At 36.6% G+C, this 18,173-nt stretch carries 14 protein-coding genes; all 14 read right to left on the reverse strand.

Annotation, left to right across the window (positions count from 1 at the left end; translation table 11 throughout):
- Positions 1 to 42: 42 nt before the first annotated feature.
- On the reverse strand, positions 43 to 585 hold the full coding sequence (locus EZ428_RS11840) for a hypothetical protein (protein ID WP_131553345.1): 543 nt from the start codon (positions 583 to 585) through the stop codon (positions 43 to 45).
- Between the two features lie 42 nt (positions 586 to 627).
- Positions 628 to 2,235 carry a hypothetical protein gene (locus EZ428_RS11845; RefSeq protein ID WP_131553346.1) on the reverse strand — a complete coding sequence of 536 codons (1,608 nt, stop codon included), beginning with the start codon at positions 2,233 to 2,235 and terminating at the stop codon, positions 628 to 630.
- 18 nt (positions 2,236 to 2,253) lie between these two features.
- Positions 2,254 to 4,425: a hypothetical protein gene (locus EZ428_RS11850; RefSeq protein ID WP_131553347.1), complete on the reverse strand. Its 2,172-nt coding sequence runs from the start codon at positions 4,423 to 4,425 to the stop codon at positions 2,254 to 2,256.
- A gap of 282 nt (positions 4,426 to 4,707) precedes the next feature.
- Positions 4,708 to 5,661, reverse strand: a complete 954-nt coding sequence (locus EZ428_RS11855) for a hypothetical protein (protein ID WP_131553348.1) — start codon at positions 5,659 to 5,661, stop codon at positions 4,708 to 4,710.
- A 167-nt stretch (positions 5,662 to 5,828) separates the two neighbouring features.
- On the reverse strand, positions 5,829 to 6,893 hold the full coding sequence (locus tag EZ428_RS11860) for a DUF932 domain-containing protein (RefSeq protein WP_131553349.1): 1,065 nt from the start codon (positions 6,891 to 6,893) through the stop codon (positions 5,829 to 5,831).
- On the reverse strand, positions 6,871 to 7,077 hold the full coding sequence (locus tag EZ428_RS11865; RefSeq protein WP_131553350.1) for a hypothetical protein: 207 nt from the start codon (positions 7,075 to 7,077) through the stop codon (positions 6,871 to 6,873). Before EZ428_RS11865 ends, EZ428_RS11860 begins: the two co-directional genes overlap by 23 nt.
- A 193-nt stretch (positions 7,078 to 7,270) precedes the next feature.
- On the reverse strand, positions 7,271 to 7,858 hold the full coding sequence (locus tag EZ428_RS11870; protein ID WP_131553351.1) for a hypothetical protein: 588 nt from the start codon (positions 7,856 to 7,858) through the stop codon (positions 7,271 to 7,273).
- 844 nt (positions 7,859 to 8,702) lie between these two features.
- Positions 8,703 to 13,256, reverse strand: coding sequence for a dsDNA nuclease domain-containing protein (locus tag EZ428_RS11875; protein ID WP_131553352.1), 4,554 nt, complete (start codon positions 13,254 to 13,256; stop codon positions 8,703 to 8,705).
- A 29-nt stretch (positions 13,257 to 13,285) separates the two neighbouring features.
- Positions 13,286 to 13,720, reverse strand: coding sequence for a hypothetical protein (locus EZ428_RS11880; protein WP_131553353.1), 435 nt, complete (start codon positions 13,718 to 13,720; stop codon positions 13,286 to 13,288).
- A 2-nt stretch (positions 13,721 to 13,722) separates the two neighbouring features.
- A complete protein-coding gene (locus tag EZ428_RS11885; RefSeq protein WP_131553354.1) occupies positions 13,723 to 14,157 on the reverse strand; it encodes a hypothetical protein in 435 nt (144 codons plus the stop codon).
- Positions 14,158 to 14,165: 8 nt separating this feature from the next.
- Positions 14,166 to 15,689 (reverse strand): RES domain-containing protein, encoded by a 1,524-nt coding sequence (locus EZ428_RS11890; protein ID WP_131553355.1) that lies wholly within the window; start codon positions 15,687 to 15,689, stop codon positions 14,166 to 14,168.
- 64 nt (positions 15,690 to 15,753) lie between these two features.
- Entirely contained in the window at positions 15,754 to 15,930 is a 177-nt protein-coding gene (locus EZ428_RS11895; RefSeq protein WP_131553356.1) for a histone H1, read from the reverse strand.
- Positions 15,931 to 15,997: 67 nt separating this feature from the next.
- Positions 15,998 to 16,987, reverse strand: a complete 990-nt coding sequence (locus EZ428_RS11900; protein ID WP_131553357.1) for a hypothetical protein — start codon at positions 16,985 to 16,987, stop codon at positions 15,998 to 16,000.
- 47 nt (positions 16,988 to 17,034) lie between these two features.
- Positions 17,035 to 18,173 (reverse strand): conjugative transposon protein TraM (gene traM, locus EZ428_RS11905; RefSeq protein ID WP_205945677.1); only part of this gene is annotated, 1,139 nt, incomplete at its 5' end.

Here is an 18,173-nt window from a genome sequence, read left to right on the forward strand (position 1 = left end):
ATTAAACTAAGGTAGCGCAAAAACTACAAGGTCTTTAGCAAATCAATCACCTAAGGCTTGCATAAAAAAAATTAGATGTTTTCCTGCTACAAACAGATTCTGGTAATCAGATATAAGTAAATTCCTCAACCTGCTGTGTCCCTCGACTAATTGATAGGGCTGGTGAAGCTCGGCACTTGTTGGCGCTTTTCCTATTACACTTGAAGTATCTAATATAATGGGTGGTACCCGCCAAGTCCCATATTGTTCCCAATAGAGCTCATCTTCCTCCAAAGCGCAAACAGAATTAAATTCATCTTCAATTCCGGTAATTGAATTCTCAAATGCGTCTATCGCTTTCACACCCTGAAGCTGTTCAACTGTCCATTCTTGTAATTCAAATTTAACAGTTGTATAGTCCATCCAAGCGTAATTCTTTATCATCCATTCATTATCATGATGCATGTATATCCATTGCTCCAGTACAGCTTCTGGAATATGTTGATAAATGCCTGTAGCATACACACGATTAGCGTAAACAGAAAAATTTTCGACATCAATAAGATTTCCGTTTGGAGATAGTTCCCTCCAGCTATTACCAATCATAAGAGATAGATATTTAATATACTATATTTAACAAAAATAGCTTTATTTCGATTCTTCTTTGTTCGTTGCATCGTTTAAAAACAATTTATTCAACACGTTTAACGTCCATAGTGATTTAACCAAAATATTAGCAGCTACATCACGGTAGTTTTCTGTGGTCAACCCAAAATATTCCATTGCTTTTTTGCAATTCTTGTTCGATTCACTAAATTTATGTGCAATCATACCAGATCGAAGATTTTGCAGATGCCTTATAAAAATAAACATATCAGGTATATCCTCTACCCGCTCTTTAATAAAACGCTCAAACTTTGCAATTCCTTTCTCATTTTCAATTTTGGGAAGATTCTTTATTAGCATCTCCTCATTCAAACTATCAATAGTGAACTTTACCACTATAAGCATTTGATCGCAAAATGCAATTATGCTGTTATCCGCTGGCAAATGCAACCCATTAAACAAATGCACATCTGCGCCTGATGGCTCCTTATAGAAGTGCCAGCCAAATCTGTCGAACCATTTTTTATTAAATGATTTATATTCCTGTTTGAACCTAACATCAATTGCATCAGACTTTCTGGCCCAATTACCTTGGATCATGGTATCATAATAAGACCCACTCATGCCCATGCCAGGCTGTGGAGCAATATTATGATGCTTCCAATGTAACTGTTCCTTTTGTGGCAACATTCGTAAATCATTCAGGAATACCATAACGTAACCATCATTATTGTTATCCATTTTTAAGCTAAAAGCTCCACAGGATATTCCAAAACCATCAACACTATATTTCTCCGGGTTATTGTAATATTTGCTCAGCACGTCCTTTTTGAAGAACACCTGTACAAAAAACTGATGTTCTTCAGAATCACAGGAGACTAATGCCTCTTGTCCTGTATCCTCATCATAACCGATCACGAATTGCTCATATTGGTAATCAAGGTCGTACCAAGTCTTTTCTGATTTAGTAGGGTCATACTTTATTATCAGTTTTCCTCTAATCCAACTTTGAATTTCTGTCGAGCCAAAAGATACCCTTATCAGATGGTTATAATTATGCCAATCACTTATTTTGTCAACGTCCTGCAATTCAACTCCAAATTCCTTAAGTGGTACGTCTCCAATAGCCATAAAATCGAAACAAATGGCCAAGTGCATCCTTCTAACGGCAATATATTCCATCAAAAATTTCTGCTTAATTCTGACATTATCAGAGGTAATTACTATCACTTCTTCCTTATCCCCAAGGTCATCATGAAAATAGTACTTTCTTTCCTGTTTAGAAGTGCCATTTTCATAGAGTTTAAAATAATTTACAAATTCTTCAGAAACATCAATGTATCTTTCCTCCGGGAAATACTTAGAATAAAGAAACGGTTCAAGACCTTCTTTATCAAATGATGAATAGCGGGTAACCTCCCCGTCAGGCAAGTAAAATGTGCTTACACTGGGTCTGCCCTCACTGCCCTTCCAAATTCCTATATCTCGATTTTTTAAATGTTCGTTTAGGTAAGCATCGGTTATGAGATAACAAAATACACCTCCTGAATATTTATCGCCATCCCTGAAAATATCAATCCAGCCCGCCTTTGTAAATTTGCTATTGATATCTTTTTGTGCACCCTCAAGTAAAAAAACAGTCTTTTCCATATAATAACTAGTTTACTGTTAATGATAAAAATATCTGAAATTATTCGGCCATTGATAGGTTGGTTCATGTGTTAAATAACCTATTATCTCTGGTTTATTTATCCATTTTGAAACACCATGCTTCAAATATTTTACAGCCTTATCTAATTTATTATGCGAATCAACAGTACACGAAATTATGATCTTATCTGGCTTAATCGTTGAAGCAAGTGTCAGGAGGTTATCTAAGCTTTTATTCGATGATTCAAAAAACAATGGGCTGCTGTGTTTACATTCTCCAATATATAGCTTGCCATTTACCATACTGACCACATCTAAATCTGTTTTAGGTTTACCAGCTTTATGATCTTCATAAACATCAATCTGGGGAAGATATTCAAAATTGCCAGCTCGGGACCGATTGTATAAATATAATAGCGTGTTTATTGCGGTAAGATTTCCATCAGGAACAAATACTCCTTTCTCGCTTTTCATCCCATAATTATTTTTTACTAGGTGATTTAGCTTATATGATATTGGTGTTTCAATGGTGAAATAGTTTTCATTGGAACATCCCTTGCAAATTGTCATATTTGTTATTTCTGCTAAAGAATACCATATTTTAGAAGAACACTTTTTACATTTTGAATTGTACCCTATAAGAAAAACCTTATTCTCAGCCAATCCCTGGAGTGTGCTTTTAAGACCTAGTTTAAGGTTATCAACATTTATGCGAGTTTCTGGATGTTCCCCAAACTGAATCCCTTGTTGAACCATCAACGCATAACATCTCTCATAGAGTTCATCGAAGGTAATTGTATCTCCTTCGACTTTAGCGTTGTTCGTTAGTTCCAGAAATAAATCATTCCAAAATTTATCGTGTAAGAAATCCTCAATTAAAAGGAAACTATTCTCAAATAAACCAAGAAATTGCAAAAGCCTATTACTCCCGTCATTATATGCACAATCTGAATATATCCGCTGGTCTCTTTTATTTATTATTCGAGGAGATGTTACTACCTGTTCAACATTTTTAAAGAAGTCGACATTATTAAAGTCTAAAATTGCCTTTTCATGGATGGTTTCATCCACAAGAGCAACTAATCTTCTAGATTTGTCAATTCTCCCGGCACCCCTAAAGAAATATTCTGCCTTTGTATTAGTAGGAAATCTTCTATTGTTTCGCTTGCCCTTGCTAATTTCACTAACATCAATTTCGATTGCATATTGCTGTGTGTTGCTGTAAAAGTCTTTATGGAAACTCAATACTGGAAGGTTTATAAAATATTCAGTTGAAGAATTAACTTGAATGGCTTGCCTTTCCTTTGATTTTAAATCACTCCGACCACTTTCATCCATTATATCAAAAGGAAATTGAAAAGGTTGGGTTATAACAAATTTACTATGGACGGTATAATCTTGAAGTTTTGCTCTAATAATTTCAGTTTCTTCACCACTAAGAGAAAAACTAACTATGTCGATTCTGTTTTCATTTCCTGAATGATCAAATAAAGTTTGTTTGAACCATTCAGTTTTAATGAGTTCTTCAAGTTGTTCAACTGTAATGAAAAGACTTGCCAAAATTTGATAACCAATTTCAAAGCATTTTTTATTCCAGTGATAAATTAATTCTTGAAAGCAATTATTTTTATCAGCAATTACAAGTTCGAACGCTCTGAAAACACTGCCCTGAGGACGTAAAATCAATGGAGAAATATTGACCGTTGACAAATAGGAGTAATTTGTAACACGTTGTTCATGTAATAGCTTGTCAAGGTTTCCAATATTGTCTTTACTAATTGTAACTAACTGATGTTTACCTAATAAGTTATCTTCAAAGAAGTGAGATTCATCAAGTAAATAATTAAATTGATAATATTCCTTTAGTGGGCTATCCCAATCCCATATAGATGATGCTTTAAAAAAGGTATGAGGATCTCTCAGAATGGGTAAAAGATATTTTGAATTAACCCCTTTAAAATTGTTTCTTTCCTCTTTTAAGCTCAATAGTTCAATCGGATTAAATTTGAGTTCATCAATTATCCCCAATACAAAATCCAAGCTGATATTTTCTCCATAGTAAATGTAATCAGGGTCAAACCTGCCCATGAAGTTCTTCCATTCATCAGATATCGAATTGCCAGAAGTAGGAATTATTGGATTATAACGACCTCCCCAAAGTCTCATACATCTGATCATTAACTCTGTCAATTCTGAGGAAGCTATAGTTTCATCAACCAGGAATAAGATTTTTAGGTTCCTAGCTTTTGATATTGTTTCGTACGAAGTATCGCGCATTTATAGATTTATTTTACTAAGGTACAATAAATCACAATCTTAGCTAAATCGTTATCAAGCAATCTTTAATCGGCCAATTTTGTCAGGATTTGAAATATTTTAAGGCATTTATGGATTATCCAAACCTTCTTAGCTTTATTTTTTAAATCTAAAGAAACTAGATACTGAAGATTATATGATAACAACAAGTGTACATCAAGCCTCTGCCCCATTTTTGCGTTGCCCATAATTATGATAAAACTTTTTGAGCTGTCGTTTATAATCAGTCCAGATCACTTCAGATTTGGGTTGAAGTTTTTTTGTCAATGGATGCAACAAATATGGGAGTCCATTGCCCTTTGGATTTTTTACATTTTCTTCAAAAGTAGAGCCGGAAAGCAGATCAATCCTTAACAAATCGAGCAGAAAATTTATTGATCGTAATGTTTGATAGATGACTACAGATGGTAGACAGTCCAAAGTGTAGTTGGATTCCTTATCATACCCTGCGACTATATTTTTAAAATGCTTCATCGTTTCTGCCGATGCTGCAAATATTAGGGAAAGTTGATTAGACTTCTGGTTTTTTGTTATACCTATCCGACGCGAGTCCCGCCTCCTGTGGATCAACTGTGACCGATGCCACTCCAAGTTTATGCGGATTTTATTATCAATTTCCCTGATCCCATCCGCCGATTTTAGTGTATCCTTATAGGCAGCCCTTGCTTTGTTCGCCAGCGATTTCCAGTCCAAGGTCTTATCCTTGTTTGCCTCGAACATATATGAGATAAAATGTCCCAGATAATCAAATACCGAGCACAGATGGAAAAATATACTGTCGACTATTGAGCTCAATTCATAACTATACCTATAGATCGTTGGATGTGATTCCAAAATACCATCGTAAGGTTCTTTGTTCAGGTCAACAATCGTCTTATTATTTAGACCTTCTACCAAGAGCTCATATTGGTGAAATACCGCAAAAATCCTGTAGATCAGATTTTCTTGCAAAGGGAACATCTTGGTTGAAGTATTCCTATCAAGGCGATGATCATCATAAACGTTCATAATCGCCTCTATCCCGATATTGGTAATCCGAATTAGTTCGGCAATGGTCTTAAGGTCACCTTTTTGATCAGGTATATTAATAAAATTGTAGGTAGAGCTCATGTATCGGGTTTCTAGTTTTTTATTGAAGTTAAAATACGCAAGATTCCTATAACTTCCCATACGTTTGCTAATCACTTATTGCCCGCAAGGGCCGCCCGATATTTTGGACATAGCAAAGCACTAAGAAGAACATATCCTTAGTGCCCTTAAATTGCTATTTGACGCTCCTAATTCAATGCATTCACGCCCACCTTAGCAAAATCATTGCATAAATCAAACGTAGCTTGCGCCCTGCCCAATGCATTACCTGTCATAATAGATTTAAACTTTGTTTCGGTATCCTTATAGCTTTTCACATTCTGAAAATAACCCGTAACTGCATTGTAAGCGCCAAACAAACTACCTTTTGTAGCTTCCATCTGTTGGGTCGGACTTGTGGCGGAATACTCTAAAACCTTGTCTACCATATTAGTAAATACACTAGAAAATTCATCCTGCTTTCCTGTCTGAAGATTCTGCAGCGTTTCCTTGTTTGGAGCCATTGCCATTTGAACCAGTTTTTTAACCTGCTTGTATGTAATCTTTACTTTTGACCATTGGTTAAAAACACTTTCCATTTCTTTAGCTAATAAATTGGTTATACCTAATAGTTTATGTGCTTCTTTTAACCGATCGTGTGCGCTTGCGGTGTGGCGTATCTTGATTGCGTTGCTCTGATTTCTCAAAGCTGCATTAAGGGTATTTTGGCAACAAATCCTAATCGGGGTAAATGATGCCGTTATGCTTCCGAAGCCATCGTGCGAAGTGGTCAGAAACAAAAACTGTTCTATTAAATCATTCTTTCCCACCTTGATGTATTCGGGCAGTTTTGCCGTTATAAAAATACGTTCCCCCTTTCCCAATGCTCCCGCTGTTTCATATTTAATCCCATCTTTCCCGCCTACAATGCTATCAAAAAATGAAAATGCATCTACGTTCTGTACAACGTGATAATCCCTGCCAACTACGCCCAAAACCTCGTCTGTATCTGTTCTAACCGTTGCATAATGGTTAGGTACATCTACACGCCATTCCATTACAATATCGTTGTCCTCGGTTTCGGGCGTGGTATCGTCCCCATAGGTAAACAGCTTGCGTTTTTCTACGGTGTAATCCAGTCCTGCGTGTTTTATCGCTTCTGCACTTGTGGGGTAATTTTCTATGATTCTGCCCAATCCGTGCCAAGCTTTTTCTTTGACCGAAAAAAAGCTGTGCTTTTCGGTCTTGCTGTTATAATTTAGGTTGTGTGCCATAATGAATGTTTTTAGGGTTTCTAACTCTTGACAATAAAATTTCAGTTTCCAGAACATTAACATTAGCGGTATCGCTAAGGCTCAATTTCGACTGTGTTTCTATTTCATTTACAATATCTGATAACTGGGTATGGTCGGCATGGACTGCCACGCGAACCATAATAAACAGGGTTTCGTACTTCATCTTTTTTGGGTATGTTGTTTTTTGAACTTGTCCAACTGTTGGTAAAATGCTTTCGGGTTTTCCTCCTGGAATTCCAACCCGTAGCCAGTCCAGTACAACTGGTCTAAGAATTCTATAAATGCCTCAAACATAATTTTTAGGATTATTGGAATAATTACAAACGCCCCACCCAAAAGGCAGGGCGTTGAATTGCTTATTTAACAGGAATAAAGATTTCGCCCTCGATTTCTGCCAACTTATCAACGCAAAGCGTATTGACCATTTTAGCCACCGCATTAATGATAAAAGGGTTTTTGGTCGTAAATTCCCTGCCCTTGTCATCTTCAATGGTCAATTCACAACCTTGAAAATGCGTACTGTCGGTTTCCTCTGCATCATCTTTTTGTGCCACCTCAAAGGCTTCCAATGTCCCGATTGTTTCCAAAAGCTTGCCTCTTTGATTGATGCGGCGGTTCAAATCCAAAGCCAATTTTATGGTAGCTTCTAAATTCATTGCAGGTTTTTCCTCCTTTAACTGCTCCTTGATTTCCATTTTGGTAGGTTCGGCTTTTGATGCTTCGGCAACCACCGCAACCGCTTTTGCTGTTTCCTTTGGCTGTTCTTCGGCTTTAAATGCTGTAGCTTTTAGCGTTTCCGTTTCTGCCTTTGGTTTTTCCTTGTCAGGGTCAACTTGATTGGCATTTTCCTTTAATGGTACTGCCGGACGGATTGCCGATTTATCTGTTGATAGGTTTTTAACTGTTCCGTTTTGTTTTTCGCTCCCAATTACTGTTGTTTTCATGATTTCTGATTTTTAAATTTCTACTAATGATTATTTGAATGATTTGCCCCTATAGGGCGGTTCTGCCTATGCGAAATGCTATTTCCTTTTCGCTGTTCGGGTCGGTGGGTGGGCTTCTGCCTTTTGTTGTGCGCATGGGTTTTCTCCTTTTAAAATTCAGTCGGCAGGAGCCTCCTGCCTTTTTGTTAAATGCCATCACCTGACCACAATCCAGTAGGCAGGCAAGACTTTGCGAAAAAAAATACTACCCGAGCGCAGCGAGGTGTGGAGATTTTTTTTCAGCAAACCCGAAGGGCTTGGTCTTGACTAGGCTACTGGATTGTTCAGAAATTTTGGCACAAAAAGGTTGGGGGTAATTTTGTTGCACATACGAACTCCCTAAATTTTGGTGGATTTGGAATTATAAGCTACTTTTAGAGATGGATTTTAATCAGTTTCTTGAGCAAGAAAAAGAAAGGGTGTTAAAGTTATATACTGTTAATCACAAGCCTGGGTTTAGTACGAAACAAGAGTTGTCAGATTGGTACTTATCCCAAATTCAAAAACAAAATTATAATTGTTACTACTGCGAAACATCCATTTTTGATATTCGAAGTTTAATCGAAGTAAACGTGTTAAAGGCAAGAAAAATACGATATGGGTTCAGGGGGCTTGTGCTTGAAATTGACAAAAAAGAAAATAGCCTGGGTTACCAAAAAGAAAATTGTGTACTGGCATGTTACTATTGCAATAATGACAAAAGCTATACAATGGATTCGAATCTATACAAGAAGTATTTTGGTATTTCGAGATTTAATTTTTTTCAGGCGCTGATTAATCAAATGAGGAAGGAAAAATAGCTCTATCACCGGATTGGCGAAAACAAAGTCATTTCTATTTTCTTATCAAAAATTGAAAGCATAATTTCAACTAGTCCCGTATCTGATTTAATATCTAGCCACATGCGCCCTGTCCAGTGCCTTCCAGCCAAAATATCTAATCCTTCGCTTGTTGTAAATATGCCTGTCCCAATATCATCTATTCCGTAAATTTTATATAATCGACCTATTAAATGTTTAAGTGCAGCAATGGTATTAAAATTGATAATGCTTGACTCAAATGTGATGTTATATTTTTTTTCACTAAAATACTTGATATGGATTGAATCAAACAAACCGCATTCCTTAAAATTTATCTTTTTTCTGTAATTTGTTAACTGGGTTCCATCGGAATTCGTTTCAGACTTACCTTTAATGAACGAATTGTCCGGTATATTATTGAAGTTAATATTAAAAAGGTCGAGAACAGAAGAAATATTGGAATTTCCATCATCTTTTGAAGTCTTTTTCACTTGATCTAGATTATAGTCTTCTATGTATTTCCCCCACACCAAAAACGATGCAATGCCCAACTTGTCCATACAAATCTTTAACCTTTCTGACCAAATCGGTGTTTGGCTTAAATTGAAACTTAATTCCCCTACTTTAGATCTTTTCTTTGGATATAAATTATTACTTATTTCAACAAAATTTTGCATCAACATCACCTCATACTCATCATCCCCATTTATCTCGCCACTATGAATTTCATTTGCTAAATTCCCAAGATATATTAAGCATTTTTGGAACGATTCGCTTATAAGTTTTCCATATTGATTGAATTCATGGATTAATAACTTTTCGGTGAACTTATCCATTTCCTTTGTTTCCAATATTGAAATTTCTTTCAGATGTTGTACATAGAGTTGAAGCTTCATAAATTCGGAAAGTCCCTCTTTAACATCATTCATTTTTGTTAAAAGTGTGCTCCAGTCCATCAATCCAAGTGAAGTAAACACATTAGCATCAATAACTTTTGGCGCAAAATTAAAGACGTTCAACTCTTCAAAACTCTTACTTTCAAAAGTGTATATTGGAAATTCATACCACGAGTTATTCAAGGTGTAATTTTGAATGGTAGGGAGAAGATAAACGGTGCTGAAGTTCAAATCCAAAACAAGTCTCTTTAGCCCCATTCCTTCTGTTGATATTACCTGTTTAATAGCTTCAAATGCTGGTTGCAAACTTTTTAAGAACATGAAAGGACTGTCTGCCTCTATTAAAACGATTGGTTTAAATCCAGTTTTTTCATCCATCCGAAAAGAAAACTTAAAATTTTCTGAAGTGTCGGCACGTTTGAGTAAAGCTCGTAAACGGTTGATAATGTTATTTTTTAGCTGATCTGTATTTTGACGAACATTAAAATTTTGTTTCTTTAAATATGAACCGCTTACAAAGGAATGCCATAAGAATGCTGTATCAAATAGATATGGGGAGGTGTTGGTATTAACGCCTACGTACTTGCTAAAACGCTTATTCTTTTCAATAAGCATCTCTGGATAAAATTGTATTGCTTTAAAAAGATTGTACTGCGATACTCGCTCATCCTTCAATCTATTCTCATAGTTTTCCGGCTTCGTATTGGATGATTCCATTATTTTGGCATATAAGGCTGATGCAGATTGACGTAGGAAGTTATCAAAATGAGATTTAAAATCAGAAAGTGATTTTGTAAAAAAATCATACTTTGATTGCAATATGGCAGCTTTTTCAGTTTCCTGAACATATTGAAAACTTTCAATGGTTAGGGAACTACCCTTAGCCTGGAGTCTAAGTGCTTTACTATAAATGCCAAATGGATCAACAATGTGTCGTGGGCTCAATAGTTCATGCCCTGAATTATAATTAATATTTTGGACGATAGGAGCTAGTTCCTTATAGTCTGTTTTTGACTTGAAAAATTTTTTTAAACATTGATTAAAGTCATTGAGTTTGTTCTTTACTTCAGTTTCCCAAAGATTAAGTTCAGTATGATAATGTTCCCAATCAAGTGGACGTTGAAGGTAGGTGAATAGATTAATCAACGTGTAGTTCATACTTGTCCATTCAGTTAATGGAAGGTTCTCTATTGCAATAGATTTATAACTATCATCATAAGGCTGCGGGAGTGCATCAAGTTGATGCCCAATACCATGCACAGTGAATTTTAATTTATCGGGGAAAGCACGCCTCAATAAATCTATAATCTCAACTGAGCGATCATTGAGACTGATTTTCTGATCTTGTTGCAGTATATCAACCAAATAATCTGCTTTGACCTCTTGGTCCTCCAAACTAAATCCAGCAATAGAGTAGGTCTCCTTTAATTTTTCTATAAATATCCCATGATTAGAAATTCTGAATTGATTTGTAAATGTGTCGTTCAGGTACATTCCTAGCATAAGCGTAGACAACTGTTTTACATCCGTTAGAATAAAACCATCATTATAATCTGATTCTGAGAAGATTAATATTTGTTCATTCTGATTAGTTTGATTAAACCAAAATAACATTTCTCCATAAATTTCCCATTCCTTGCCATTCTTAGGTGGACTATCTGGGAGAAGATTTAGTGCAATCATTTTTTGCACATACAAAAAAACATCAGATTTGTTACTGAGTTTTTTATTTGCATCTTCGGAATATTGCCTGATATCTTCATTAAAAATTTCAGCATTCAAAAAAGTTTTTTGATCAAATGCTTGACCAAAATAAACATCCGTAACAATGTACCAAGCAGATTTAACGCGGTCATACGCCGATTGGTAAACATCAATATTATTATTTAAATAGCTACTTACGCCAGACCAAAGAAATGCCTTGAAAATTGCGGAGTAGTTACTCCACGACATCTTTTCAAAACCTTTAAGTTCATTTAATAGGTTCTCTGGCGATATTAACTTATCATTAAATATGTGGAGTAAGAAAAAGTAAATGTCCTGTGCATCCAAATATTTTAGGCACTTTACCACATATGAGGCTCTTTCTAGGATAAACTCATCAAATAAAAACTCAAGTAATATCTTTGATCGCTGCGGGTGAAGACCAATAATGTATTTTTTATCATCGGTGATTTTAAGCAGATACTCTTTCTCTAAACGATTTAGTATCATGGAAATCTTAGGGTAAATAGCTAATGCATGTATCCCTATTTTTGCACCATAAGTATCCGCTAAACAAACAATTCGCAGAAAATCAGTGATATTTTCTGTTGAGCCGTTTTCTATCTCAAGTAGCCTAACTTGCTGTTGAAGCTTTTGTTTTAGGGGAGTTCCCTGGGTGACCATATAAACAAACTCCAATAATGGTCCCTTTCCTCCAAATTTTATCCATGCCTCTTCAAAATCTGCATGATACAGGTCAACTTGCTTTGCATTCAGTCTTTCATAAATACTTTCTGCTTCTTCCTTTTGAAAATTTATCTCGACTGTCGTGTGCAAAAAAGGAATGCCAGAAGCAACGGCTTTAAATAAATCTTCCTGTCTTATGGTTATTAAAAAGCGAAGGGCTGAATTATGAGCAAACTCTGCAACGACTTTTAGCCATCCCGTTGTACCTGGTGCTACTTGGACTAATAGCAATAACGGTGCTTTTAAAGCCTTGCTCATTCCCGCAATTGATAAAATTGCTTCTCGTGTTTTTTCAACCTCATCTGGCAAATTCAATTCATAAACTAACTCTTCAGGTGCGTTTTGATGTATATACCTAAAAGCTAATGTAGATTTCCCTTGCCCAGATGCTCCTTGTAGCATTACTACCTGGCTAGTTTTAAATTGTTGTTCAATTTCATCTAATAGATTTGGCCTAATTACATCAAAATCGCTAAGGATGTGTTCATATCGAGCACTACTGCCCATATAGAATTCTTCCTTCAGCAACTGATAATCCCCTTCATTAGAAATTATTCGTTGTAAAGGCATGATAAATTTTCCTAGCTGATTAGCTGCAGCAATTCGTTCAGATAAGTAAGTTGCAGTAATTTCTACCTTTTCAAAAAGCTTTTTCAATGTTATACTTTCTTGTTTTTCAGCACAATATGAAAGCCAAAAAAACAATATTTCAGCAGTTGGCAAGGGGTCAATTGTCGGAAATTGCTCTTTTAATTTCGACAAAATAAGATTGGAAACTGTGTTCTCGTCAACTTTTAGAAGTTCAGTGCTTGTTTTAAACCCTAGCCATTCCTCTTCAGTCAATTGATACTTTCTAAGTATATCTTTCTCTTTTAACGACATACCTTCTTTCTTTATCAACAAGATTAATTCCTCGCTAATACTCCCGAAAGAGATAAGAAGAGATTGAATTTGGGCAGAGTTTTTTGAAATCTGGATGTACCTTTTTATAAATGAGGTTTTATTAGTAGATAAAAGATCTGAAAGCGAAAGTTGTTTTGTGAGGTGCTTTACCTGTATGACACATTGAAGATTGTTTTTTTCATCATAAACGTCAATATCCTCTATGCCTTCAAGTCTAAAGGTCAAATTAGGGTCTTGTAAGTTTAGAATGTGATATAGAGAATATAAGAATTGTACCCTATATCCTTTTAAAGCAGATATGCCTGACATATTTAGTTGTTGCGAAAATGAAACTTACTTTAACGGACCGAAGACAGCAAAAAATACCCAAAAAATATCACAACGGTCAATGTAGAAAATATGGTTACCAAGGAATAGAGATTGGTATTTTGCATTATCGCCCCATATCTCTCTCTTTCTTTTGCACTGATTTTGGTTATTGATGCCTGTAATCTACTTCTTAGTAGCATCCTGTAATCAACATAAAGTAGAAGAATGGAGTTGATTGTAGGAATAATAATAGTCCATGCTGGAATATTTTTAGTAATTGCAATAAGTGCGAAATATCCTGCAATTAAAAAGCTATTTAATGAAAAAAGCTTGTCATGTATCCTATCAAAATATTTTTGTGTATCTGCAATACCTGCTTCTTCGATTCTTTCAAATCTTTGATCCATTTCACGTTGCTCTTGTTCTGTCATGATTCCTAGTGCTTTGCATTCCTCATCTGTCATATTCAGTTGATTATACCCTTATTCTCGGGCTCGAAGTAAAAATTAAAGTGAGTTTGCACCTCGCAAACATGAGTAATATGAGCTTCTATTGTTCTTAGCATGTTTTCTCCTTGTTTTCCATAGATTTTCATTTGGTTCACATCCTTAAAAATCTGATCGTTTTCAGCATTGAAAATTTGGGCTTTTGCCTCGTTAAGTATATTGATTCCCTTCTGAAAAGTAATACCCTGCATGAAGTGTTGGCTAGCTGATTGGTTTTCCGAGGCATATTGCTGCAGCTTTAGAAGAACTTTTTCGTTCAGCTCTTTCGCAAAAGCGTAACGGGAGATTAGGTTTTCGATTTCATCTGTCGGACGTTTATGAAAGGTTTTTTGATAGGTTATAATCGCAACTAGAGTACCTAACACAGTGCAGATGAACAAAATAGTTTCTATCATAAATAATCTTAATTAAGTGCCTGTGTGCGATTAACTTTTTGTATTTGAATGTAGTTTGTCCATTCTATAACACCATTTTCAGATATCTTTTTTGTTTCTCGGTAGTGGGTAACATTTGCTAGAGATATATACTCTGGATTACCATTTATTTTGCTTTTTTCATCGTAAAAACACTCCGAAACAACAAATTCAATTGCTTTATCGAGAATAAAATCATTATCTACGACACTTGACTTGATAGCAATATTGCGTGTTTTCAGGTCGTTGCCTACGCTAGGGTATAATATGCAATCAAAGTCAAAATCTGGATGCCCATTTTTTGACTGAAATATTCGTTCAGAAAAGATTGCAGAAATAATATATTCCAAATGGTGTTTTACTGGTTTGGAATATTCGTTTGAAAGGAGTTTCAGATAATAATTCATGAATTCTACAAAAAGTGGGTCATATAGTTGCTCTAAAAATTTTATTGACCTGCTCGCTAAAGCAATGTCGGCATTTGCAGCAATCGCGTTTTCACTATGAACAATCGGATAGCAAGTAAATGTCTTGGGGCTTTTTGGTTGCCATACGCCAATTGTAACTCTTTTACCTTCACTCGGCCGTATCTCCTTAAGTGCTGTATCAATGCTTTCAGCAGTATAAAGAACTGTGGTATCGCAGGTATTACCTCTGTTGTATTTGCCAAGTTTCCGAACAAGTTCCAAACTCGGATAGGTTAAATAATGGCTTTCAGTTATACTTTGGTTGCTTCCGGATACATTCTCATTGACTACAAGCCGATATGCTTTGTAAATAGTAAGCTCATTTGTTAAAAGTGCAGTATAGTTAAATGCGTAGGAAGTGTAATTCTTGAAGTCCTTAATATCTTGAGATGTAAAAGAAGAATAGTCTAACAACGCTAACTGTGCATCGAGCTCTTTGTAGAAACAGCTAAGTCCCTTAAAAATCTGCCTTTCCTCATCACTGACATACTTTCCTGTCAAAAGTTTATGCGAAATCTTTTGCTCTAAAGTTGTTCCATCTTTTACGTTATATAATTTGGCTTCAGGAACCGTTGGTAACTCCCTAAAGTTTGTGATACGTTCACCAATCTCCTCCTTAAAGGATTTTGTCGGCTGATCCCAAATATCAATAATGCCTTGAATGGTATTCTCAATCTCTTTTAAGATTGGCTTTTCTATTTTATGATGTAATAAATTGGTTTGCTGTTTTCTGTAATGGAATATTTCTGCGAAATCGTATGTAGCCTTTTCAACCAAATCAAATAAGAATTGAAGTGATGGCGATTCTCCGAAGTTATAGCCTATTTTAAAGGTAGTGGTGGTAACCCCAAGAAAAACCTGTCCATTAAATTGATTTTCATAAACCCGTCTAACCCGTACCATAAAATAAAAACACCGGTCAAAGATATCCGCGTGTGATAATCCCAGTTCATAATTCATGTGACTGGAATTATGTCCTATGAATTTTTCAAAGCCATCATGCTTCCATTGCTCTACAACAACAGGATAAGTTTCTTTGAGGTCCATAGGTTAAAGATAAGAAAAAGCCTGACCGTTTTCCGATCAGGCTCAATCTGAATACCAAGCTAATTTACTTGGCGTTCTTCTTTTCCGTAATCTCTTTTCTGATTTCAGTTGCCAGTACTTTTAAGTCCTGCATCGCTTTTCGCACTCTAGTACCCGCAGCACCATTATTAGAGTTATAAAATTTTCCAGCATCTGTTTCAAGATCAGAAATAAGCTGTTTTACTTTTTCAAATTTTTCCATGGTTTTACCTGTTTTTTTATGTTGTTAATTAATTAGTTCCCGCTAAAGTGAATATATAATTTTCTAGCTAGACTCCCATTCCCTGGCCTTGAGCAACTTCTTTATCCTTGCCCTGTTCCATTTTCTTAGCGAAGACATTGCTCATTTCAAGCCCAGTCTCCTTTTGGAATTGTTCCCTTTTTTCAGGCTTACCATTTTCTGCATAGAAGTTCAGCTTACCATAACGAACAGCGGTCTCTAGATACATCTTGGTTTCCTGACTTTCTTTTTCAACCGTGACCATTGGGCGGTTACCGTTGATTAGCGAAGTTTCCAATGCTTCTGCCTTTTTAGGGTCGGCCATTTCCTTGATCTTATAGTCATCCAAAAGGGATTTAACATCATAACCGTAGGCATCGGTAAACTGGCGAAAGGTCAAATTGTTCTGACGGTCTCTTTCCTTTTCGGTATCCAGTTGCATCCAAGCCTTATAGGGCGTACCCTCTCTGCTCAATAAATCATCACGATAGACCGATCTGCCCTGAACCAAGTTTGCCGCCTGCTCTTTTGAAAACCCTTTTCCGTGATCCAGCCAAAAGGTCTGTGGCAATGGTGGAGAATAGAATTCTCGTTTGAAATCCCTTGAAACATAATTGATCTTGCCCTCTTCCATATTGGCAAGCATCGATTTGTTTGCGGCATCTTTACCTACGGCAAGCTCGCTATTGCCTTTCTGCTGTTTAAAGAAGTCAATGGCTTCGGCCACGTTTTCCAGTTTTTTAACGATGTTTTTTCCTTCTTCAGTTTTGGTGATCACCATATACTTCTGGCCTTCCTCCAACGGCTTGCCCTGGTTATGTACCGCCTCCAATCGGTTAAGGTAATAGTAATCGGACTGACCTGACTGCTTGAAATGCAGGGTAATATCTACCTGACCTCTGTTTGCCTTTACTTCATCGTAAAGTTTAAAGGCTGGATCATCGTTTTTCATGTGCTCTTCCATTTTTGCAATCAGCGGATCGCTAAAGCCCAGTTTCTTCATCTCATCTTTGAGATCTTCAAGATTGTTTAAATTCATGTCTTTATGTCTTTTGTTAAAAATCTTATTGTTAATTAATTTCCGAATTATCTAGTCTTCTGCTTGTTGTTGCGAAGCAGGATTGCTTTTCCCGCATTCAGCTTTACCTTAATGCGTTGCACTTTTTTACTGATAAGCTGTCTTGCCGCATCTATTCCAGCACCTGCAACCTGTGTAGCAACGGACTGGTCAAAACCTCCAAAGCCAATACTCCTCACTGCATCATCGGTTCCATTATTCAGTGCGCCAGTTAACAATGCCTCGGGAGCATCAATGCCAATCATTCCATCAAGGCTATAGACCGAAAGGTCAACTGGTATGATGGAAGTGCCGAGCCTGATATTTTTGATATCCAGCAATAGGCGCTGATTGGTAATCCTGCAAGCGCCGAACAGCTCCTGCCCCTTAGGAATAAGCACCCCGTTTATGCGAAGGGTATCCTGCAACCTGATTTTTACGGTTGCGCCCTGCACGGCTTTCTGGTTATCCACTATAACGGCAGGTGCCGCTCTGAACTGGCTATCTGGACTGAGCGACTGCACAAACTGCATCCGCTGATTGATGCGTTCTGGGTGCTGGATATCCAAAATATTCTGCATCATCGTATTGAGCTGTGCCATTTCGGAGTCTTCGGATTTATTATCCTGCATCGTTTTCATCAAAGCTTCCAACCGATCAACATCATCTTTGATAGTAGAGGGTTGAGTCTTTGCTACAGTTTTTGGTTGTCCATACGTAGGTTCGGGTTTACTGATTTCCCTATTTAATGCTTCCAGTTTCTGGTTGATCTGCTTGGTCTGTTCATCTTCGGAACCACCTTTTCCGTTGACATCAGAAAAACCGAACTGCCCTGCGATGCCAGCAATCTCGTTTCCATCCTCTTTTGTAGAATTGCGGTCTGCCTGCTGATAGTAATCGGCTTTTGTTTTTGGTGTATCCGTTGAGAAAGAAGCATTGGGCAGGTTGGTATTGATACCCGCCACTGGTTTTAGATCTTTTTCGTTACCTCTACCGCCGCCCATTGCGTAAAAGCCCAATGCCATAAACGGCACAATTAGGATAGGGATGAAAAGCAGTACCCTGTGTTTGTCTTTTTTAAGTTTTGTTCTCATTTTATGATTTTTAAATTGAATAAATCGAGTTAATTGAACGCGCCAAAAGCGCTCGTCAGCAGATAGAGTAGGTA

It is taken from the genome of Pedobacter frigiditerrae (genome assembly GCF_004331645.1).
In the GTDB taxonomy this organism is placed as follows: domain Bacteria; phylum Bacteroidota; class Bacteroidia; order Sphingobacteriales; family Sphingobacteriaceae; genus Pedobacter; species Pedobacter frigiditerrae.